This window comes from Coprothermobacter platensis DSM 11748 (genome assembly GCF_000378005.1).
Classification (GTDB): domain Bacteria; phylum Coprothermobacterota; class Coprothermobacteria; order Coprothermobacterales; family Coprothermobacteraceae; genus Coprothermobacter; species Coprothermobacter platensis.
Map to the genome: position 1 here is coordinate 454,393 of NZ_KB899040.1, position 20,530 is coordinate 474,922.

20 protein-coding genes and 1 tRNA gene are annotated in these 20,530 nt (G+C 44.1%); 20 read left to right on the forward strand and 1 reads right to left on the reverse strand.

Annotated elements, in window-relative coordinates:
• Positions 1-108: 108 nt before the first annotated feature.
• The 16 genes from D890_RS0102460 (at position 109) to D890_RS0102535 (ending at position 15,941) form a co-directional block, all read left to right on the forward strand.
• A complete protein-coding gene (locus D890_RS0102460; protein ID WP_156802658.1) occupies positions 109-549 on the forward strand; it encodes a hypothetical protein in 441 nt (146 codons plus the stop codon).
• Positions 534-2,447, forward strand: a complete 1,914-nt coding sequence (gene gyrB, locus D890_RS0102465; RefSeq protein ID WP_018962954.1) for a DNA topoisomerase (ATP-hydrolyzing) subunit B — start codon at positions 534-536, stop codon at positions 2,445-2,447. Before D890_RS0102460 ends, gyrB begins: the two co-directional genes overlap by 16 nt.
• Before the next feature lie 10 nt (positions 2,448-2,457).
• Complete coding sequence (locus D890_RS0102470) at positions 2,458-4,734, forward strand: DNA gyrase/topoisomerase IV subunit A (protein WP_018962955.1); 2,277 nt, start codon at positions 2,458-2,460, stop codon at positions 4,732-4,734.
• A gap of 4 nt (positions 4,735-4,738) precedes the next feature.
• Positions 4,739-5,122 (forward strand): archease, encoded by a 384-nt coding sequence (locus D890_RS0102475; RefSeq protein ID WP_018962956.1) that lies wholly within the window; start codon positions 4,739-4,741, stop codon positions 5,120-5,122.
• A 36-nt stretch (positions 5,123-5,158) separates the two neighbouring features.
• The gene (locus tag D890_RS0102480; RefSeq protein ID WP_018962957.1) at positions 5,159-6,610 is read left to right on the forward strand and encodes an RtcB family protein; all 1,452 of its coding nucleotides are present in this window, start codon (positions 5,159-5,161) and stop codon (positions 6,608-6,610) included.
• Entirely contained in the window at positions 6,607-7,020 is a 414-nt protein-coding gene (gene tsaE, locus D890_RS07540) for a tRNA (adenosine(37)-N6)-threonylcarbamoyltransferase complex ATPase subunit type 1 TsaE (RefSeq protein ID WP_018962958.1), read from the forward strand. Before D890_RS0102480 ends, tsaE begins: the two co-directional genes overlap by 4 nt.
• A complete protein-coding gene (locus D890_RS0102490; protein ID WP_018962959.1) occupies positions 6,993-7,544 on the forward strand; it encodes a hypothetical protein in 552 nt (183 codons plus the stop codon). Before tsaE ends, D890_RS0102490 begins: the two co-directional genes overlap by 28 nt.
• Positions 7,535-8,017 carry a ribosomal protein S18-alanine N-acetyltransferase gene (gene rimI, locus D890_RS0102495; protein WP_018962960.1) on the forward strand — a complete coding sequence of 161 codons (483 nt, stop codon included), beginning with the start codon at positions 7,535-7,537 and terminating at the stop codon, positions 8,015-8,017. The genes D890_RS0102490 and rimI overlap by 10 nt, the downstream gene beginning before the upstream one ends.
• Positions 8,010-8,960 carry a tRNA (adenosine(37)-N6)-threonylcarbamoyltransferase complex transferase subunit TsaD gene (locus D890_RS0102500; RefSeq protein ID WP_018962961.1) on the forward strand — a complete coding sequence of 317 codons (951 nt, stop codon included), beginning with the start codon at positions 8,010-8,012 and terminating at the stop codon, positions 8,958-8,960. Before rimI ends, D890_RS0102500 begins: the two co-directional genes overlap by 8 nt.
• 71 nt (positions 8,961-9,031) lie before the next feature.
• Positions 9,032-9,328 carry a co-chaperone GroES gene (groES, locus tag D890_RS0102505; protein WP_018962962.1) on the forward strand — a complete coding sequence of 99 codons (297 nt, stop codon included), beginning with the start codon at positions 9,032-9,034 and terminating at the stop codon, positions 9,326-9,328.
• Between the two features lie 20 nt (positions 9,329-9,348).
• The gene (gene groL / locus D890_RS0102510) at positions 9,349-10,962 is read left to right on the forward strand and encodes a chaperonin GroEL (RefSeq protein WP_018962963.1); all 1,614 of its coding nucleotides are present in this window, start codon (positions 9,349-9,351) and stop codon (positions 10,960-10,962) included.
• A gap of 127 nt (positions 10,963-11,089) precedes the next feature.
• Positions 11,090-12,052, forward strand: a complete 963-nt coding sequence (locus D890_RS0102515; protein ID WP_018962964.1) for an ABC transporter permease — start codon at positions 11,090-11,092, stop codon at positions 12,050-12,052.
• A 14-nt stretch (positions 12,053-12,066) separates the two neighbouring features.
• The gene (locus D890_RS0102520) at positions 12,067-13,368 is read left to right on the forward strand and encodes an ABC transporter permease (RefSeq protein ID WP_018962965.1); all 1,302 of its coding nucleotides are present in this window, start codon (positions 12,067-12,069) and stop codon (positions 13,366-13,368) included.
• 10 nt (positions 13,369-13,378) lie between these two features.
• On the forward strand, positions 13,379-14,398 hold the full coding sequence (locus D890_RS0102525; RefSeq protein WP_018962966.1) for an ABC transporter ATP-binding protein: 1,020 nt from the start codon (positions 13,379-13,381) through the stop codon (positions 14,396-14,398).
• Positions 14,391-15,368, forward strand: a complete 978-nt coding sequence (locus D890_RS0102530) for an ABC transporter ATP-binding protein (protein ID WP_018962967.1) — start codon at positions 14,391-14,393, stop codon at positions 15,366-15,368. The genes D890_RS0102525 and D890_RS0102530 overlap by 8 nt, the downstream gene beginning before the upstream one ends.
• 66 nt (positions 15,369-15,434) lie before the next feature.
• Complete coding sequence (locus D890_RS0102535; RefSeq protein WP_018962968.1) at positions 15,435-15,941, forward strand: hypothetical protein; 507 nt, start codon at positions 15,435-15,437, stop codon at positions 15,939-15,941.
• On the opposite strand, the gene D890_RS0102540 is transcribed toward D890_RS0102535, so the two are convergent.
• Positions 15,923-16,786, reverse strand: coding sequence for a lipoyl synthase (locus tag D890_RS0102540; RefSeq protein WP_040363477.1), 864 nt, complete (start codon positions 16,784-16,786; stop codon positions 15,923-15,925). The two genes, D890_RS0102535 and D890_RS0102540, sit on opposite strands and share 19 nt — an antisense overlap.
• Positions 16,787-16,827: 41 nt before the next feature.
• Here D890_RS0102540 and D890_RS0102545 point away from each other — a divergent pair, with 41 nt between their 5' ends.
• The 4 genes from D890_RS0102545 to D890_RS0102570 all read left to right on the forward strand — a co-directional run bounded on the left by D890_RS0102545 (position 16,828) and on the right by D890_RS0102570 (position 20,461).
• Complete coding sequence (locus tag D890_RS0102545) at positions 16,828-17,400, forward strand: ComF family protein (RefSeq protein WP_245533126.1); 573 nt, start codon at positions 16,828-16,830, stop codon at positions 17,398-17,400.
• Positions 17,401-17,437: 37 nt separating this feature from the next.
• Positions 17,438-17,530, forward strand: a tRNA-Ser gene (locus D890_RS0102550).
• A gap of 243 nt (positions 17,531-17,773) precedes the next feature.
• A complete protein-coding gene (locus D890_RS0102560; RefSeq protein ID WP_026291288.1) occupies positions 17,774-18,940 on the forward strand; it encodes an iron-containing alcohol dehydrogenase in 1,167 nt (388 codons plus the stop codon).
• A gap of 357 nt (positions 18,941-19,297) precedes the next feature.
• Entirely contained in the window at positions 19,298-20,461 is a 1,164-nt protein-coding gene (locus D890_RS0102570) for an ABC transporter substrate-binding protein (RefSeq protein WP_018962974.1), read from the forward strand.
• The last annotated feature ends 69 nt before the right edge of the window (positions 20,462-20,530 follow it).

Genomic DNA, 20,530 nt, shown 5'->3' on the forward strand with positions numbered 1-20,530 from the left:
TAAGAAAGGCCTTTTGTTAGCTAATAAAAGTAACCGTAATTGATTATGACATTTGCAGAAAATAAGTACTAAATAGGTAAAACGGGTGATTTGAATTTGGCGCATTCCATGAAAAAAGTTTATTACTCGCTAAAAGAAAGCGACATTGTTCCAGCGAGTGTACTCTTATTTTTGGAAGTTTCGGCAAATTGGGATAAAGTTGATAGCTGGATGAAAGATTTGTTATTTCCCGCTCAATTGAGGGGCAACATAGTGACCATGGATTACTACAGCCCTGTGGGAAGGATGAAACTACTTTATAACAAGAAAGATGTTTTGGAGGAGATAAGGCGTCTATTGCCTTTTGTTGAAGATGTTCGTTTGGGAAAGGCACGGACCAAAGTTAGAAATGCAGGTGATTTTGCTGCACAAAAGGATAATGAAACTAAGCTTTTGACACCGTCCGATGAGCATGTGTGCACGGATGGCATTAAAGATAAAGAACTGGCTGAACTTTTTGAGAAGTACGTAAGGATTAGGAGGTCATGGCAGGAATGGAAAAGAGCTTAAAGACACAGAATTACGGTGCAGATCAGATTCGAGTGCTCGGTGATCTTGAGGGCGTGCGAAAACGCCCTGCCATGTACATTGGAAGCACCGATAAAAGTGGTTTACATCACCTGGTATGGGAGATTGTCGATAATGCAATCGACGAAGCCATGGCAGGTTTTTGCGACTACATAAAAGTTACATTGCTTGATGACGGGTCTGTGGAAGTAGAAGATAATGGGCGTGGCATACCGGTAGAAATTCATCCACAAGAACAACGTTCAACGTTGGAAGTTGTTCTAACAAAATTGCATGCGGGTGGAAAGTTCGGCGGTCAGGCTTATAAGGCCAGTGGCGGATTGCACGGTGTTGGTTTGTCGGTTGTGAATGCGCTTAGTGAGTGGCTGGAAGTTACAGTAAAGAGAGATGGAAAGATGTACTGGCAGCGCTATGAATATGGCAAGCCAGTTGCTGATGTGCAGGAAATAGGCGATGTCGATGATCCTAATATTTCTGCCACGGTGGTGCATTTCAAACCAGATAAGACAATATTTTCTGAAACCCGTTTCGATTATGAGGTCATAAGGCAACGCATAAGAGAGCTGGCTTTTCTTAATAAAGAAGTGACCATAGAGCTTAGAAAAGATGGTCAAGAGCCAGAAATATTTCACTATGAATCAGGTTTGGCGGGCTTGTTGGAAGAAATTGCCGAAGGTGACCAGAAGGTAACCGACATACTCCACTTTTCAGGAGAGCAGCAAGACATTCAGGTGGAAGTAGCGTTCGTTTATGTGGATGATTTTGACGAAACGATTGTATCTTTTGTGAACTCTGTTAGAACAGTTGACGGCGGAACACACGTTCAAGGGTTCCGTTCTGCTGTTTCAAAAACGCTTGCTGAGGTTGCCAGAAGAAAGGGTCTGTTAAAGGACAACAACGTATCTGGCGATGATTTTAGGCAAGGTTTGAGAGCTGTGGTTGCAGTAAGGGTTCCAGAGCCAGAGTTTGAAGGGCAAACAAAAGGTAAGCTGGGCTCTAAACAAGTCAGAGGCGTAGTGGAAGATATTGTATCAAAGGCTTTTGACAGTTACCTGGAAACTCAAAACGAAGTCATGAAGACTTTGGTTCAACGAGCCTTGGCTTCTGCAGAGATGCGTGAAACATTTAAACGTACTAAAGAAATGATGAAGAACAGGCTCAGAGTGGAGTCAACGGTATTACCTGGTAAACTCTCTGATTGTTCAAGTAAAGATGTAGAACGCAGAGAACTCCTCATTGTTGAGGGTGAAAGCGCTGGCGGTTCGGCAAAGCAAGGTCGAGACAGAACTATACAGGCTGTATTGCCTCTTAGAGGTAAGATTCTCAACGTGGAAAAGGCAAATTGGAAGCGTGTCGTAGATAATGAAGAAATACAGGCATTGATAGCTGCCATAGGAACTGGTGTGTCTGACCACTTCGATTACACCAAGCTAAGATATGGAAAAATCATCATCATGACCGATGCTGATGTGGATGGTGCTCACATTCGTACGCTGCTCCTTACATTCTTCTTTAGGATGATGAGGCCGCTGGTGGAAGAAGGACACATATATTTTGCTCAGCCACCCTTATATAAGATTGAACGAAAAAGAAGCAAAGATGTGACATACCTTTATACCGATGAAGAGCTTCAAACATTTTTGAAAAAGCATGATGGAGAGAATTTTGAAATACAGCGTTATAAAGGTTTGGGTGAAATGAATGCTGAGCAGCTTTGGGAAACAACTTTGGATCCGGAAACACGAAATCTTTACCGTGTCACGGTAGATGATGCTGAAAAGGCTGATGAATTGTTCTCCATACTCATGGGTGAAAAGGTTCAGCCCCGTAAGGAGTTCATTTTTGCGAATGCCGATTTGGTTAAGAACTTGGACGTGTGAGGTGCTGTAAATGGCTGGTATTCACGATAGGTTTATTACTGAAGAATTAAAACAATCTTACATCGATTACGCGATGAGCGTAATCGTTGGTAGGGCACTTCCTGACATTAGAGATGGTTTGAAACCAGTGCAGCGCAGGATTGTGTATTCCATGTATGAGACGGGTAGTACATACAATACGCCATACAAGAAATCTGCTCGTATTGTGGGTGACGTGTTGGGTAAGTACCACCCACATGGCGATGCTTCTGTTTATGACGCACTGGTCCGCATGGCACAGGATTTTGTTATGCGGTATCCGCTGGTAGACGGCCATGGAAACTTTGGATCCATGGATGGAGATCCGCCTGCGGCTATGCGTTACACCGAGGTAAGGCTTACACGTTTAGCTGAGTTTTTGGTTCAAGATTTGGACAAGAACACGGTGGATTGGATACCTAACTTTGATGGCACTCTAAATGAACCACAGGTTTTGCCTGCAGTATTTCCTCAACTACTGGTTAATGGTTCTAATGGTATCGCTGTGGGCGTGTCTACTTATATACCACCTCATAACCTAACCGAGGTCATAGATGCTACGCTGCATTACATAGAGAATCCTGAATCGAGTTCACGAGATTTAATGCGTTTCGTCAAGGGCCCTGATTTCCCCACTGGAGGACAGATCATAAATCCTGCAGATTTAGTTCGTGTGTATGGAGAGGGCAAAGGTGTCATACGCGTTAGAGGTAAGGCACGTTTGGAAGATGGCCATGGCCAGAAGAACAAGTTGGTCATTTATGAAATTCCCTACATGGTCAACAAAGCTGAACTTGTATCCCAAATTGCCCAACTAATCAGGGATAGAAAACTGTCAGGCGTAGATGAAGTGCGTGATGAAAGCAACAGACAAGGGGTTCGTGTGGTTCTTGAGCTGAAAAAGGGTGCAAGTTTTCAGCACATACTTAATCAGCTTTATGAACAAACAGGTTTGGAAACCTCTTATGCACTGAACATGGTAGCGCTCAAAGATGGTGCTCCTGTGCAGTTCTCTTTGAAGGACTACATCAGTTCGTTTGTGGAGTTCCGTAAGGAAACTGTTATAAGGAAAACAAAATATCTTCTCGATAAAGCAACCAAGCGCCGTGAAATTGTTGAAGGTATATTGAAAGCGCTGGATAGCATAGATTTGGTCATCAACATTATCAGAAATGCAGAAACTACAGAGCAGGCCAAACAAGATTTGATGGCAAAGATTGGACTCACTGAAGTACAGGCTGAAGCAGTCCTTGAAATAAAGCTTAGATCGCTGGTACACATGGAAAAGGAAAAGGTGCAGCAGGAATTAGATGCTCTGCTTAAAGCCATAGAAGAGTACAACGAAATACTCGGCAGCGAGAAGAAACTACTTGAGGTCATAGCAGAAGATCTTCGCAATGTGAAAAAGTTGTTCGGCAATAAACGTAGAACGCAGATAGGCTTTTCTGAAGCACAGATACAGGGTAGTGAGGAAGGCACAGAAGAGTTCTATGTAGAAATGATGGACCTCAGCATCGTACGTAGGTCAAAGAATGTTCCTGCAGGCGTGGACTATGTGAAAGTGCAAGGTAGCGATACGGTAATGTTCTTAACGAGTTTCGGTAAGATTTTTGCCATATCGGCTTATGAAATACCAGAAAGTCAAAAAGGTGTTGCGCTGAATGCGTTGTTCCCCATGGGGAATGATGAGCGTGTAATCATGATCGGCACTGAAGGTCAAGAGGTTATTGCGCTATCTGAGAAAGGAAAAGGTAAACGGTTTAAGCTTGATTCTAGCAAGATTCCTACGCGTGGTGGATACTATTTCTTGCTCGATCCAGGAGACACGGTTGTCTTGGTAGTGCCTGTAGCTCCAGAGATCGTTATCGTAACGGCTCAAGGTAAAGCTGTGAGACTGGATGCGGAGAGCATTCCAGAGAGGGGTCTACGCACTGGCGGTGTGAAAGTTGTCCGTATTTATGACGGAGACAAAATCGCTGGTGCCACTGGAATTACCACACCATATGTGGTAACGATGACTGAAAATGCTTATGTGAAAAAAACTCCGGCTGCTGATATACCAAAACGTAGGCGAGGAGCGGCTGGTGTCTTCATACATAAAGCCAATGAAAACACTGGCCCTGTTATAGGCGTTTCCTGCAGTAACGATGAACTACTTTATAGAGCCGGTAGAGAATGGAGAAAACTCTCGGTTAAAGATGTGAGAGTCTGCTCAAAGGTGTCTATGGGTAAAAAAGTGCTGAGGACGACAATAAATAGGTTGGTGTAATCGTATGCCTTATACGTTTTTGGACCACACAGCAGACTTAGGTGTTGCTATTAGTGGAGAGTGTATGGAGGAATTATTCCAGTCGTGTGTGGATGCACTACGCGACTGGAGTTTCTCCGAAGTTGGGAATGGCACTCTTGTCCACAACATTGAACTTAGTGCGGAAAGTGAAATGGAGCTTTGGTTCAAGTTCCTAAACGAGATTGTTTTCTTTATGGACAAAAATGAGGCACCAACCCATGTTACTCTAAAAGAGTATCATCTTGGAGCTGTATGCTATCTGAGGGCAGAGCTGACCGTCGTTCCTGATAGTAAAAGGAAACAAGACATAAAGGCCTTTACTTTACATGATTTCGGTTTTCAAATGCAACTTGTTTTCGATGTGTAGAAAGCGTAGCCGAAGGAAAGAAGGCGGGTGAGTGCCATGGCTTCTTCGCCATTATGGAATAAACGTGATGAGTACATTTACGAAATACCAAAAGGTACAAGAGAAGGTATGAATGTTCCAGGAGTGATCTTTGGCTCTGAAGAGATTGTGAGACAAGCGGAATCCGATAAGGCTCTGGAGCAAGTTATTAACGTGGCTACCTTACCCGGTATATTGAATTACTCAATGGCTATGCCTGACATACATTGGGGTTATGGATTTCCTATAGGCGGAGTGGCGGCATTCGATATAGACAACGGAGTTATAACTCCTGGGGGCATTGGTTTTGATATAAACTGTGGCGTAAGATTGCTCTCAACCCCAATGGATGAAGAAGAGTTGAGACCAAAACTGTTAAGCCTTTTAAATGCTTTGTTCATGGAAGTGCCCAGTGGAGTCGGGTCACAGGGTTTTCTAAAACTACGAGGGAAAGAGCTTAATGGCGTCCTTGAAAAAGGCGCAATGTGGGCAGTTGAAAATGGATTTGGGTATGATTCCGATCTATCAGGCATTGAATCTCAAGGGCATATGGATGGAGCGGACAGCGAAAAAGTATCATCCAAGGCTAAAGAACGGGGTTCTGATCAACTTGGAACACTTGGGTCGGGTAATCACTTTTTAGAGGTACAGGTAGTAAGGCACATTTATGACCAGACCATAGCTGAACAATGGGGGCTTCATGTAAACCAAGTTGTCATCATGCTTCATACAGGTTCACGTGGTTTAGGCCACCAAGTGGCCACCGATTACATAGATGTCATGCTTCGTGCTTCAAAAAAATATGGCATAAAGCTTGTGGACAAGCAGCTTGCTGCTGCTCCTTTTAAAAGTGAAGAAGGGCAAAACTATTGGTCTGCTATGCAATGTGCTTCAAATTATGCTTGGGCAAATCGGCAAATTATTACGCATTACGTTCGCAACGCATTGAACAAAGTGTTTGGCAAAGATGTAGGCGAGCAGACCCGCGTAGTTTATGATGTGGCTCATAACATTGCCAAGGTAGAAAAACATCAAGTAAGAGAAGGTTTAAACCTGGACGTATTGGTTCATAGGAAAGGAGCTACCAGATCTTTTCCCGCTGGTCACGATGCATTAGCCGGTGTTTTCAAGGAAACAGGTCAGCCCGTAATCATACCTGGCAGCATGGGAACCAGTTCTTACTTGTTGGTGGGCATGCGTAAAAGCATGGAGATGAGCTTTGGGTCTACGTGCCACGGTGCAGGTAGGGTAATGAGCAGAAAAGAGGCTGTGCGTCGCGGCGATTACAATGTCTTAATATCACATCTAAATGAGCAGGGTATCCTTCTAAAGAGCACAGACCGTGAAACGGCGTTGGAAGAGGCCCCTGAAGCTTATAAGAATGTAGATGAAGTGGTTGACGTAGTGGAAAAAGTTGGGCTAAATAAAAAGGTTGCTCAAATGTGCCCTATGGGAGTTGTCAAAGGTTGATAAAAACGTGTAGTGCTGAAGAAACGGTCGCTGCGGGTTTTGATTTTGCTCAATATCTTCATGTGGGTGACTTGGTTCTATTATTTGGCGCACTGGGCACCGGTAAAACGACCTTTGTGAGGGGTATCGGTCAAAGGCTTGCACCTGGTGCCAAGGTATCTTCCCCATCGTTTAACTTGCTTAAAGTTTATGACATGCAGGATGGCGGTAAACTATACCATCTGGATTTCTATCGTGTTATTAGTGTGAAAGAACTGTGGGATATACGTATTGAAGAGTTCTTGGAAGATGGAATTGTATTGGTAGAATGGCCTGGGCGTTTTCCAGACTTAATAGAGCTTCCTCACTGGAAAGTGATTTTTAAACTGGAGGATGATTGTCGTTGCATAGAAATCGTAAGACACTCATAATTCAAACAGCCGTACCTCAGGAATTTGCAGGCATTTATGATACCGCCACACAGCAGTTTTGCTGGCAGTCTTTAGAGGGAAAGAACCTTGAAGCTTTATGTGGCGTGGATGTGCCTGCTGATTTGGATGCATTGGCTGTTGCTGTCGGGCCAGGAAGATTCAGTTCTACACGCGTGGGCGTAGGTTTTGCCTTTGGATTGAGCTTCGCAAGAGACTTGCCCATAGCGGCACTGGACGTTTTTGATCTTATGGATAACGGAGAGAATGGGTGGTATTTAATAACGTCCAGAAAAGATGAATTCTATGCAAGTTACAGGCGGAATTCTATGGAGATTCGGCGGACTATTTTGGAGACAGTGCCTGAGGATACTGTGCGCATCGTAGACAAGGAACATCCTTTAGGCTACGAAGATGTGGAGCGTTATGTTTCATCACATAATGGTTTTTCTTTTAGTAGTGATTGGCAGTCGTTAAGAGTAGCTTACATGAAAGATGTGGCAGAGGAATACAAGTTATGGAAATAGTTGAAGTTGAAGATGCCACGCAAGATGATCTGGACGCCATTTATGAGGTGGACAGGCGAGCTTTTGAGTTTCCTATGAGTAAAGCAAGTATAGAACGTGATCTTCGTGACGAACGACTTTCTAAGTACTTTGTGGCTCGAGCTCTGGGTGTAGTCGTAGGCTATATCGGTTTATGGTGCATTTACCCAGAAGCACATATTATTTCCGTTGCCGTGGACCCAGACTTTCAAGGGCGCGGGATAGGCAAAAAGCTCATGGAGACCTCTTTGAAATGGCTAAAAGACGCAGGCTTTAAACATGTTTTTCTCGAGGTTAGAGTGGATAATACCATTGCAATAAACCTATATAAACAATTCGGCTTTGAAAACGTTACTGTTCGTAAGAACTATTACCAAGATGGTTCTGATGCCTTTGTCATGGTATGTGATCTTGGAAAAGCATCTAATATTGATGGAGAGCAAAAAAATGAATGAAATATTGGCTATAGAGTCAAGCTGTGATGAAACCGCTGTCGCCACCTTGACAAAAAATGGACAAGTAGGTCTGAGCAGAGTTATAAGCCAGATCGATATGCATGAAGTATTTGGTGGAGTCCTGCCTGAAGCGGCAGCACGTAGGCATTTGGAAGCTCTACCTTATCTGCTTCAAGGAGTGACACGGCCTGATTTGGTATGCGTTACAGCAGGACCGGGGCTTCTTCCAGCACTGCTTACAGGTGTTAGTGTTGCATTGGGTTTGTCCCATGGTTGGGGTATTCCTTTGCTGGGTGTAAACCATGTTGTTGCGCATGTAGCCGCCGCATCTCTGGAACAAGACATTCATTTGCCTGTGCTGGGTTTGGTTGTGTCGGGCGGTCATACGTCTTTCTATTTTATTGAACGATGGAGTGAACCCAAGCTTATTGGCTGGACTTACGATGATGCTGCTGGCGAGTGTTTAGACAAGGTTGGGCGGGCTTTGGGCATGAAATACCCAGCGGGCCCCGCCATAGACAAACTTGCTCTGGACATTTCTGATCGCATAGCGCTACCGTTACCGCTGAAGAACGAATCATCTTTTAACTTTTCTTTCTCTGGTTTAAAAACTGCTGCTTTACGCCACAAGGATGACACTTCGCCTGAGATTCTGGCAGCTTCACTGATGGACGCTGTAGTTGCGCATCTAATGGATCGTGTAGATCGCGTTATGGCTGATTATCATTATCCATTAGTCGTAGGTGGTGGCGTCTCTGCTTCCTCATATTTGAGAAACAGGTTTCTGAGCAAGTACGGGAACAATGTTCTCTTTCCAAGCCCTAAGAGAAGCACCGACAACGCTGAAATGATTGCTGCTTATGGCCGATTACTCTTGGATGAAGGTGTGAAACCATCAGCGTGTGTTAGTCCGGATCCGAATATGGAACGCGGTTGGTGTTGAATAGCACCCCCATGGTCGTGGTATATTATTCTTTAGCAACTGTTTAAAGAAATTGCTAAGGAGGTGTCCTTATGGAGATTAGACCATTGGGCGACAGAGTGCTCTTAAAACCATTAGATCAAGAGGAAAAGACAAAGTCCGGTATTGTGATCCCTGACACTGCAAAAGAAAAACCTCAGAAAGGAAAAATTTTGTCTGTAGGTAGTGGTCGGATTTTAGACAATGGAACGAAGGTTCCTTTAGAAGTTCAGGTCGGAGACATTGTTATGTTTTCCAAGTACTCCGGAACAGAAGTTAAAGTTGACGGAGAAGAGTATTTAATTGTTTCTGAACGTGATATTTTGGCCGTAGTCGGTCACGAAGATTAAGAAGGAGGTGTAGATAACTCATGGCATCTAAAATGCTTTCATTTGATGAAGAAGCAAGAGCTAAACTGCTCAACGGAGTCATAAAACTGTCTCAGGCTGTAAAAGCAACACTGGGACCGAAGGGCCGCTATGTTGTTTTAGAGAGAAAATTTGGTTCACCGCTCATTACCAATGACGGTGTGACTATTGCGAAGGAAATAGATCTTGAAGATCCTTATGAAAATCTTGGCGCGCAGTTAGCAAAAGAAGTCGCTTCCAAAACTAACGATGTCGCTGGAGACGGAACCACCACAGCAACAGTGTTGGCTGAGGCTATGGTAAAAGAAGGTATGAAAAATGTTACGGCTGGTGCAAACCCTATCGCTCTGAGGCGTGGTATTGAGAAAGCCGTAGATTCCGTTATAGATGAGATAAAGAGACTTTCAAGAACTGTAAACGGGAAACGTGAAATAGCTGAAGTAGCAACAATATCTGCAAAAGATACAGAAATTGGAAACATCATCGCTGAAGCTATGGATAAAGTAGGAAAAGATGGTGTGGTCACCGTTGAAGAAGGTAAATCGTTAGCACTGGAGCTCGAGTTTGTAGAGGGTATGCAGTTCGATCGCGGTTATATTTCTCCATATTTCGTGACCGATCCTGAGCGCATGGAAGCCACATTGGAGGATCCTCTGATCGTTATTACTGATAAGAAGATCAGCAATGTACAAGATTTCTTGCCGCTTTTGGAGAAGGTTGTGCAGTATGGCCGTTCCTTCTTAATCATAGCGGACGACGTTGAAGGAGAGGCTTTGGCTACATTAGTAGTGAACAAACTTAGGGGAACGTTTAACGCTGTTGCTGTAAAAGCTCCTGGGTTTGGCGACAGAAGAAAAGAAATGCTTCAGGATATTGCCATTGTTACAGGTGGCCAAGTGATCAGCGAAGAACTTGGTATCAGTTTTGAGAGCGTTACTCCTGATATGTTCGGACATGCTCGCAGCGTAAAGGTAGACAAAGACAATACCACTATCGTAGGTGGAAAGGGCAGCACTGAGGAGATTTCTAAACGTGTTGCTCAGATAAGAAAGCAGCTCGAAACCACCGAGTCTGATTACGAGAAAGAAAAACTTCAGGAACGCTTAGCAAAACTTGCTGGCGGCGTTGCTGTTATTAAAGTTGGCGCTGCTACCGAGACTGAAATGAAAGAAAAGAAACACAGAGTTGAAGACGCTGTGGCAGCTACCAAAGCGGCCATGGAAGAGGGTATAGTAGCAGGCGGCGGTCTTACTTTAATAAAGGCAGCAGCCGTTTTAGACAAGCTTCCACTGGAGAACGATGAGCTTATCGGTGCCAATATTGTGAAAAAAGCTCTTTACGAGCCCGCCAGAGTTATTGCCGAGAATGCTGGGTTCTCTGGAGAAGTTGTCGTTGAAGAGCTTAAGAAGAGAGAATACCCGATGGGCTTTGACGCCACTAAGGGCACCTATGTAGATATGTTTGAATCAGGTATTATCGACCCAACCAAAGTTACGCGTTCTGCCTTGCAGAATGCAGCGTCCATCGCAGCTATGGTGTTAACCACGGAGGCTCTCGTTGTGGAGAAACCAGAGCCAAAGGAAAATACACCAGCGATGCCACCTGAGGAATACTAATCAACTAAAAACAAAACTTTAGCAATATTAGAAGGAGGGGACCAGTTGTTGGTCCCCTCCTTCTTTTTTAAGGTTGTTGCTGTATAATTTAATGAAAATAGTCCCAAGGGAAGGGAGTGTAAGTTGAATGAATTATCTTATCAAAAGGATCTTAGAACTCATTCCTACGTTCCTCATCGCCACGCTCATCGCATTCATACTGTTCTCCTTAGTGGGCGATCCGTTTGAGGGAATGCGTCAGGACCCGCGATTAGCTTCTCAAGTAGAACGTTTGAAGAGAATCTACGGCTATGACAAGGATCCGGTAACGCGTTACTTCTTGTGGCTTTACAACTTCTTCAAAGGTGAATGGGGTTACTCCATTATGGCCAAGCGGCCAGTGTTCAATGTGGTGGTGGAGCGAATACCCGTATCGCTTGCCATGGGTGTAGCTAATACGGTGCTGTCAACGCTCTTCGGTATCTTGCTGGGCATCTATTCTGCCTTGCATTTGTATTCGACTGCCGATTATGCAGCTACTGCTCTGGTGTTCTTTGGTATGTCCATGCCGTCGTTCTTTTTCGGGGTTCTCGGGCTCTTTTTCTTTGTCATCTCGTGGCCGCTGTTTAATGTCGGCTTGATGACGCCAGGGTTCCATCCTGAAATGGCGAATTTGCTGGAGAAAACCATTGAGTACGGAAGGCACTTGATGCTTCCCATATTGTTGCTGACAGTCCTCGGAATGGGTGGCTTTGTGCGTTATGCTCGTTCTTCCATGTTAGAAGTGCTGAACATGGATTACATTAGAACAGCACGGGCAAAAGGTTTACCAGAAAACGTTGTGGTAAGAAAACACGCGTTAAGGAACGCTCTTATACCCATTGTGACGCTGCTGGCTTTAACGTTGCCAGGCGTTTTGGGGAGTGCTCCAATTACTGAAACAATCTTTAGTATTAATGGTTTAGGTAAACTGTTCATAGACGCGTTAGGAGCCAACGACCAGATGACATTGATGGCTAACTTGGTTATTTCAATCGTTCTCGTCATTTTCGGTAATCTGTTAGCCGATATACTTTACACTGTCGTAGATCCACGAGTCAGTTTGGAATGAGGAGGGTATAAGTCATGGCTGATAACGACAAAGAAAAAAACCAAAGCAATATCAACGCAAGCAGCAATGGCACAATTCCTCCTGCAACTGCTGACTATGAGGTTTCCGAGGAAAATTACTCTTTCTGGGGTGCTGTGTGGCGTCGATTCAGGCGTCATAAATTAGCCATTTTTGGTCTTTGGGTATTGGTCATTGTGTTCCTGTTCTCATTTGTGGGACCAGTGATTTACACCACTGACCCATCAGAAAATATTTTCGAGGAAGATGTGGCAAATTACTATCTTTCTCAGATAAACAAAGTTATCAAAAAGGATCCGGCAATAAAAGAATATCTTGGCCAATCTCTGACACAGTTTGAGCAAGATCTTAAAACTGCGGATCAGTTGAAGACAAAGGCAGCCAGCGGCGACTATGAAGCGTTGAGCCAGCTTGCGTTTAGCAGGAGTGATATATCTTCACTCAGTATGCAAATACTAAGCCAAATGGCTTCCTACACAGACAGCAATGGCAATCAACCTTATACCTATTTCTTGGATATGACGCGTTACCTCAGCCCTCCTGGACTTCCAGTAGGTGCTCCAGGTCATCCACTGGGAACCGATGACCAAGGACGAGACTTATTAGCCAGGGTCATGTTCGGTGGTAAAGTTTCATTTACTATAGGTGTGGTATCAGCTTTGATAGCTGTTATACTGGGAAGTTTGATCGGCTTAGTGGCTGGTTACGTTGGTGGTGTTGTAGATACACTGCTCATGCGTTTCGTGGACATTATGCTTTCTATCCCGAGTATGCCGCTTTTATTAGCATTGGCGCCTCTAATCCGGCGATGGACAAAGACGCTGACAGAAGGAATGGGCCTTGGTGTCTTCGGCGCCATACTTCCTATGGTGTTGGTGCTCGCTATTTTTGGATGGATGGGGTTGTCGAGGTTAGTACGCGGAGAAGTTCTGTCTTTAAGAGAACAGCAGTTTATTGAAGCTGCTCGCGCTATCGGCGTGCCCACCAGCAGAATTCTGTCACGGCATCTGTTCCCGAACGTTATTGCACCTGTGGTTGTTGCTGCGTCATTGGCAGTGGCTGGAAACATCATAGAAGAAGCCAGTTTGTCGTTTTTAGGCTTCGGTATTCAACCACCAGCTACGTCATGGGGCCAAATACTTAACGTTGCTATTAACTTTATAAACAGTCCAGAACAAATTGTGCGTTATTGGAATATGATTTTCATTCCGGGTGCTTTGTTGTTCCTCACGGTGCTTTCGTTTAACTTTGCGGGTGACGGTTTAAGAGATGCCGTAGATCCCCGAATGAAGTTGTGAGGTGAATTTGATGGATAAAAGTAACATTTTGGAAATAAAGGACCTTCATGTAACTTTCTACACTGAAGATGGTGTTGTGCGTGCTCTTCACGGTGTAAGTTATGATGTGCCGGAAAACGAGACCTTGGGTGTGGTTGGCGAATCAGGTTGCGGTAAATCCGTTACGGCTCTTTCAGTAATGCGCCTTTTGCCTCGCCCTCAAGCTCGTGTTGAGCAGGGAGAAATATGGTTTAGGGACAAAGACACCGGAGAAGAGATTAACCTGCTTAATCTTCCAGAAGAACATATGCGCCACATACGTGGGAACAAAATTTCCATGATCTTTCAAGAGCCTATGACAGCGTTAAACCCTGTCTACACGGTGGGCGATCAGATTGAAGAGGCAGTGCTTATACACAACCCCAAAATGAGCCAGAAAGAGGCCCGTGAACGGGCTATTGAAATGCTCAAGACGGTAGGTATTCCTGCTCCAGAAAAACGTGTGGATGATTTCCCTCACCAAATGTCAGGCGGCATGCGTCAAAGGGTCATGATAGCAATGGCTCTATCGACAAATCCTGAGATATTGATAGCCGACGAGCCGACTACAGCGCTTGACGTGACCATTCAAGCCCAAATACTGGAACTCATGAATAAGCTACAAGAGCAGTTCGGAATGAGCATCATCCTTATCACTCACAACTTGGGTGTTGTGGCTCAAAATGCTGACAAGATCGCTGTTATGTATTTGGGGCGTATTGTGGAAAAGGCTCCTGTGAGAGAAATATTCCATGATCCCAAACATCCTTACACGGAAGGGTTGTTGGCCTCAGTGCCACGTTTGGACAAAGGTGGACTTAAAGAGCACTTGCCAGGTATAAGTGGTAGTTTACCATCTCCTTATAATCCGCCGCCCGGATGCAAATTCCATCCTCGGTGCCCTTATGCCTTTGACAAATGCCGTGTGGAGGAACCACCTCAAGTGGAGATTAGCCCAGGCCATACTGTTTGCTGCTGGCTCCATACAAAGGAGGAAACACGACATGAGTGATAATAACAGCGATGTCTTGTTGGAAGTTAATGACCTTGTAAAGTGGTTTCCTATAAAAAGAGGTTTCTTCGGTGGTGTACAGGGCAATGTTAAAGCTGTAGATGGTGTAAGCTTCAAAATTAAAAAAGGTGAAATCCTTGGTTTGGTTGGTGAAACGGGTAGTGGAAAAACGACCATAGGTCGCTTGGTGTTGAGGCTTATTCCTCATACTAAGGGACAGGTCCTTTTTGATGGTATTGACATAACAGCAATGGATTACAGCAAATTCAGACCAATGAAAAAGGATATGCAAATTATCTTCCAAGACCCTTATTCTTCGCTAAATCCAAGGATGACCATAGGTGAAATCATCGCAGAGCCATTGATCGTTCATACAAAAATGAGTACTAAAGAGCGTGAGAAACGCGTGTACGAACTGCTGGAACTGGTTACTCTTCGCCCTGAACATGCTCGGCGTTATCCTCACGAGTTCAGCGGTGGTCAGCGTCAGCGTATCGGTATAGCACGCGCCTTAGCGTTAAAACCACGCTTTATTGTGGCTGATGAACCCATAAGTGCTTTGGACGTTTCAATTCAGGCTCAGATTACCAACTTGCTTATTGACCTGCAAGGAAGGTTAGGGCTATCGTTCCTGTTTATCGCTCACGACCTTTCTGTTATAAAGCACATGTGCGATTCGGTGCTAGTTTTGTACTTGGGAAAAGTTATGGAATATGGTACGAATGCTGATATTTTCCAACAATCGCGCCACCCATATACGCAGGCGCTCCTCTCTGCGGTGCCTGTACCAGATCCTGATTACAAACGTGATAGGATTTTGCTTCAGGGAGAAATTCCTTCTCCAATAGATCCTCCGTCTGGGTGTGTATTCCATACGAGATGCCCGTATGCAACAGACAAATGCAAAACGGACGTTCCTGAACTAAGGGAAGTTGCTCCTGGACATTTAGTTGCTTGCCATTACGCTTAGCATACTCAAAGGCTGAGTTACGAGTTTTCTCTTGTAACTCAGCCTTTTTAAAAGAGGTTGACAGTTATGATAGTGAATTTCATAGATATTTCTACGGCGTTGTGGCCTGGTTTTACTTGCACGGGCATTGTTCTCGATGATCCCAGTGATTGGTGCAGAAAGATAAGTTTCAGCCATGAGATTCTAAGTGTAAGACGCGCCACGAATTTCTTAAGGAAGAATGCGGATGTCATAGATGGTGTAGTGATTATTGGCAATGGCTCAGAGGCTGCAACGCTGTCGGCTGTTGCACGTGACATTGTAAAACCTGTTCGTTGGGTGCTTGGTGCAGAACAAGAGCCGTCTGATGCTTCTTCGAGCTTTAATAACATTTTACTGATGTATAGCGGTGGTTGGAATAAGGGTTGGGACCAATTGGCGGAAAAGATAACTTTAGGGATACTTGACGAAAAATATGTGAAAAAAGGACTTCAATTATCGAATGATCTTTCTATACCGGTGGAAACGCCCTTAAACACTGTTCCTAAGAATTACGCTCAGAACATTACAACTTTTCACTGGCTCTGGGCTTGAAGCTGCTGGAATGAATCGTCGGCCATATAGGACGAGCGAACTAAGGGCCCAGCAATGGTTATGGGTATACCTACTTCTTTCGCCATATTTGAAATGTCTGCAAACTCCTTTGGTGTGTAGTACTTGCTCACGGGCCAGTGTTTCTTAGAAGGCTGCAAATATTGGCCCACTGTTACGATATCGGCACCTGTTTTTGCTATTTCTTCTAATAATCGAGCAATGTCTTCCATGGTTTCGCCAACACCTACCATGAAACCTGTTTTTGTGGTAAACCCCATAGACTTGTAAAATTTGAGCATTTCTAAGGAGACATCTAAATCTCCTTTAGGCCTTAGCTTTGGAAACATGTTTCTCACTACTTCTACGTTGTGTGCCACAACATCTACGCTGGGTGTTATAAATTTATCCCAATTGCTTTTATTCTTATTGAAGTCTGGGATCAGCGCTTCCACTTTTGTTTGCGGATTCTCCATTTTCACTTCTTCGACTATGGAACGGAAGAATGAGCTACCTCCATCTCGTAGATCATCGCGCGTTACACTGGTAAGAACTACATATTTTAAGTTTAAGCGTTTAACCGCTTGTGCTACGCGCTTTGGCTCATTACTGTCCAGGGGCATGGGTATGCCACCTTCTACGTTACAGTAGAGGCAGTGACGGGTACAAACACTTCCCATGACAAGAAATGTGGCTGTTCCGTGATTAAAACATGTTCCAATATTGGGGCAGCGCCCTTCTACACATATGGTGTTTAAATCCAATCCTTGTAAAGCTTGCCGGACATGTTTTGCCGTTTCACTATCTTTTAGATTTGTTTTTATCCAATCTGGTTTAGTATTTTCCATAGTTTCATTTTAGCATCGCTTTACTATGTTATATTAAACGTGTGAGACTGTACAGGTGTTTGCCGTTTTCGTTGTATGCCGATTTTGTAGATTCGGTAAGCGAAGAATGGGTGATTCCAAAACCAGAGCCTGTTTTTTGGAAAACGAAGAAATGCGGTGTTTATTGCCTTTATCCTTATGCACAGGCAAAACCAATGATTAAGCAATGGAAATTTAACGGGGATGTGGCGCTGGGTTATCGACTGGGACAAGTTATTGGTGAAACCTTTAAAGATGTTCTTCATGACAAGACTATTTCATATGTGCCACGGTACGGCGAAGGATATCCATATGTGGGAAACCATTTGTTTTCGCTTTTAGGTGGTATTGCTGACGTCTCTGGTTGTGAAGTGGTACCTGCTTATAAGAAAATAAGACAAACATTTCCGCAGAAGGCTCTTTCACGTCGTGCGCGCATGATGAATCTGTCAGGTTCATTTGCCGCCGTAGGCAAAGCTGATATTGTGGTGGATGATGTGTTCACTACAGGCTCCACGTGCAGCAGTATTTACGATGCTGCACCGTTTGAAGCATGGCTCGTAGTTTCTCGCGTAGACCTAATACTTGAGCACTAAACATTTGCTAAGCATGATATACTTTATAAGGTAAAGCGGAGAGGTGGCCGAGTGGCCGAAGGCACCCGCCTGCTAAGCGGGGATACGATGTCGAGTCGTATCGAGGGTTCGAATCCCTCCCTCTCCGCCATTTTTTTAGGTTTAGGGGTTGAAATCAGAACAAAAACGCGTTTTCCCGTAATTTTCCTTCACAGAGAGCAAGAAGCTTTTCAATTTTTTCGTAGAAATACGTGGTAGCTATCTGTGTAGTTGGATTAAACTGCAAGATGGACGTTGTTAGCGAAACATGGGTGAGATAAAGCCTGAAGTTCATTATCATCATTTTTGACATATATATCCATCTTACAGAGCAGTCAAGGAGGTAAACTTGATGATTAACGATTTTATTTACGAAATTCCGACAAAAGTGTATTTTGGAAAGAATCAACTTCACCGTTTAGGTCAAGAACTTTCACACTTTGGCCAGCGTGTACTTCTCACATACGGCGGTGGTTCTATAAAAACATCTGGGTTATATGACAACGTTGTAAACGAGATTCGTTCCTCCAAGCTTGACTTGTTCGAGCTCGGTGGGATAGCACCCAATCCTCGCATAGACTCCGTGAGGGAAGGAGCTGCAATCTGCAAACGCGAGAACATCGATGTGCTGTTAGCGGTAGGCGGCGGTTCTACCATCGATGCTACGAAATGGATGGCGGCCGGCGCATGTGTCGATTTTGATCCTTGGAAGTTTTTCTCCGACAACGTTCGAGTGGAAAAGGCTTTACCTGTGTGCAGCGTTTTGACACTATCTGGAACAGGTTCTGAAATGGATGGAGGCGGTGTAATAACAAACCCCCAGACACATGAAAAGATAGGGCGTGGTTCAAAGTTACTAGTCCCCAAGGTTTCTTTTCTCGATCCCACGAACACGTATACGGTTAATGCGTATCAAACGGCATGTGGTTCTGTGGATATGATGTCACACATAATAGAGGTTTACTTTCATCCTGAAAGAGACTTAGAGATGCTGGATCATGTTATGGAAGGTCTTTTAAAAACGGTTATTAAGTTTGCGCCTATGGCTATGGAAGAACCTGAAAATTATGAAGCAAGAGCAAACCTGATGTGGACAAGTTCTTGGGCCATTAACGGATTTATCAGCTCTGGAAAAAGGCATGAATGGAGCTGCCATCCTATAGAACATGAGCTATCTGCGTTTTACGATATCACACATGGCTTGGGCTTAGCTATATTGACCCCACGATGGATGGAATATGTTCTGGACGAAGATAATGTGGAACCGTTTTATCAGTTTGCTGTTAATGTTTTCGGGGTAGATCCCAAACTACCGAAAATGGATGTAGCAAAGGAAGGCATAAAGCGTCTAAGTGATTTCTTTTTCCATACATTGAAGCTCAGCAGTACTTTGCATGAGCTTGGCATAGATGATAAAAACTTTGAAGTAATGGCAAACAAAGCGTGTCAGGGGAATGTCTTAAAAGGATTCAAAACACTAACGCCACAGGATGTAGAAAACATATACAGAATGTGTTTGTAGATTCAAAGAAAGAAGTACACATGGAACTTAAGTTGTCTTCTTTCAGCAATAAACGTGTTGAGGCAGAACTAACTCCTGTTAGCTCTGCTTTTTTTACGTGTTGTGGTGAGAATGTTAGAAATAATGGGGATATTCCGGGTGCTCCAACGTTATATATGCACGTATGCACACTTAATTATACATATGCACTTATTGACAAATCGTATACTTTACTTTAAGTACTGACTGATCACGCAAGTATCGTTGTTTATACACTATTTGGTTTCCTCAAAATGATTCATGAGAAAGTTCATTTTTGACTAAATCGCGTATAATATACTATATTCTTTTGGGTGTGAAACGAAGGGAGGCTTCATCGTGAGGTGGTCCAAAAAGGGTGTCATAACAGTAATGGTTTTGGTGTCACTGTTCATCATGGGTTGTTCCGGAGGTGGAGGAAGTTCCACAGGTGGAAGCAGTGATACCATAAAGATTGGACTTATTGCACCTATGACTGGCAGTGAGTCTTTGTACGGTCAGGCTTATCAGCGTGGCGTTGAGCTCGCCATCAAGGACATCAATAACGCTGGAGGCATTTTGGGTAAAAAGGTGCAGCTACTTGTGGAAGATGATCAAAATGATCCAAACCAATCCATAAATGCAGTGCAAAAACTGGTCACCCAGAATCATGTAGTGGGTATTATTGGATCGTTTTCATCCAAGTGTTCCATACCAGCTCATGAACAAGCATGTTCCTTGAAGGTACCAATCATTTCTCCCACATCTACAAATCCAAGTGTGACCACAAATAATGATGGTACCCACAAGTGGTGCGCATTCCGTGCCACATTTATCGACCCATTCCAAGGAGAAGTAGGAGCGAAATTCGCTTATCAGAATATAAATATCCGCAAAGCAGCAGTGTTCTGGGACAACGGCAACGACTACAGTATTGGTCTTGGCCAGGCGTTTATTACAAATTTTGAAAAACTTGGTGGTCAAGTACCCATAAAAGAAGCATACACATCCAGTGACCAAGATTTTTCAGCACAGATAACAAAGGCCATACAGGCGGGCGTGGAACTGATTTATTTGCCTGATTATTATTCCAAGGTGAACCTCATATCTGGGCAAGCAAGGAAACTTGGGTATAAAGGTATTTTCATGGGTGGCGATGGTTGGGACGATCCAGCATTAGATAAGACAGTTTTGAGCGGTTCTTACTTTACAACTCATTATTCTCCTGACGACCCTGGTTCAGCCTCTCTGGTAAGTGAGTGGAAGGCTGCCTACAACGGAGAAACACCATCGGGAATAGGTGCTTTGGCTTATGATGCTGCTGTCATATTGTTAAAGGGAGGCATAGAAAAAGCAGGCACCACTGATGGAGAAAAAGTCGCTGATGCCATGGTTCACATAACAGACCTGAAAGTCGGAACAGGCACTATATCGATAAACTCGCTGGGAAACACAGTGAAACCCGCTTATGTTATGCAAGTTACCAGCGGTGAACCAAAATTTATTACAAAAGTAGGGCCTTAGGTAAGTATTACTTGCTCCGAGGGTAGCACTCGCGGGTGGTGCCCTCGGACTTATTGGAGGTGAAACGAG

Bases quoted from the DNA above. Each gene is read 5' to 3' on its own strand.
- D890_RS0102460 (WP_156802658.1), top strand. From the start codon at position 109: ATGAAAAAAGTTTATTACTCGCTAAAAGAAAGCGACATTGTTCCAGCG.
- gyrB (WP_018962954.1), top strand. From the start codon at position 534: ATGGAAAAGAGCTTAAAGACACAGAATTACGGTGCAGATCAGATTCGA.
- D890_RS0102470 (WP_018962955.1), top strand. From the start codon at position 2,458: ATGGCTGGTATTCACGATAGGTTTATTACTGAAGAATTAAAACAATCT.
- D890_RS0102475 (WP_018962956.1), top strand. From the start codon at position 4,739: ATGCCTTATACGTTTTTGGACCACACAGCAGACTTAGGTGTTGCTATT.
- D890_RS0102480 (WP_018962957.1), top strand. From the start codon at position 5,159: ATGGCTTCTTCGCCATTATGGAATAAACGTGATGAGTACATTTACGAA.
- rimI (WP_018962960.1), top strand. From the start codon at position 7,535: ATGGAAATAGTTGAAGTTGAAGATGCCACGCAAGATGATCTGGACGCC.
- D890_RS0102500 (WP_018962961.1), top strand. From the start codon at position 8,010: ATGAATGAAATATTGGCTATAGAGTCAAGCTGTGATGAAACCGCTGTC.
- groES (WP_018962962.1), top strand. From the start codon at position 9,032: ATGGAGATTAGACCATTGGGCGACAGAGTGCTCTTAAAACCATTAGAT.
- groL (WP_018962963.1), top strand. From the start codon at position 9,349: ATGGCATCTAAAATGCTTTCATTTGATGAAGAAGCAAGAGCTAAACTG.
- D890_RS0102515 (WP_018962964.1), top strand. From the start codon at position 11,090: ATGAATTATCTTATCAAAAGGATCTTAGAACTCATTCCTACGTTCCTC.
- D890_RS0102520 (WP_018962965.1), top strand. From the start codon at position 12,067: ATGGCTGATAACGACAAAGAAAAAAACCAAAGCAATATCAACGCAAGC.
- D890_RS0102525 (WP_018962966.1), top strand. From the start codon at position 13,379: ATGGATAAAAGTAACATTTTGGAAATAAAGGACCTTCATGTAACTTTC.
- D890_RS0102530 (WP_018962967.1), top strand. From the start codon at position 14,391: ATGAGTGATAATAACAGCGATGTCTTGTTGGAAGTTAATGACCTTGTA.
- D890_RS0102535 (WP_018962968.1), top strand. From the start codon at position 15,435: ATGATAGTGAATTTCATAGATATTTCTACGGCGTTGTGGCCTGGTTTT.
- D890_RS0102540 (WP_040363477.1), bottom strand. From the start codon at position 16,786: ATGGAAAATACTAAACCAGATTGGATAAAAACAAATCTAAAAGATAGT.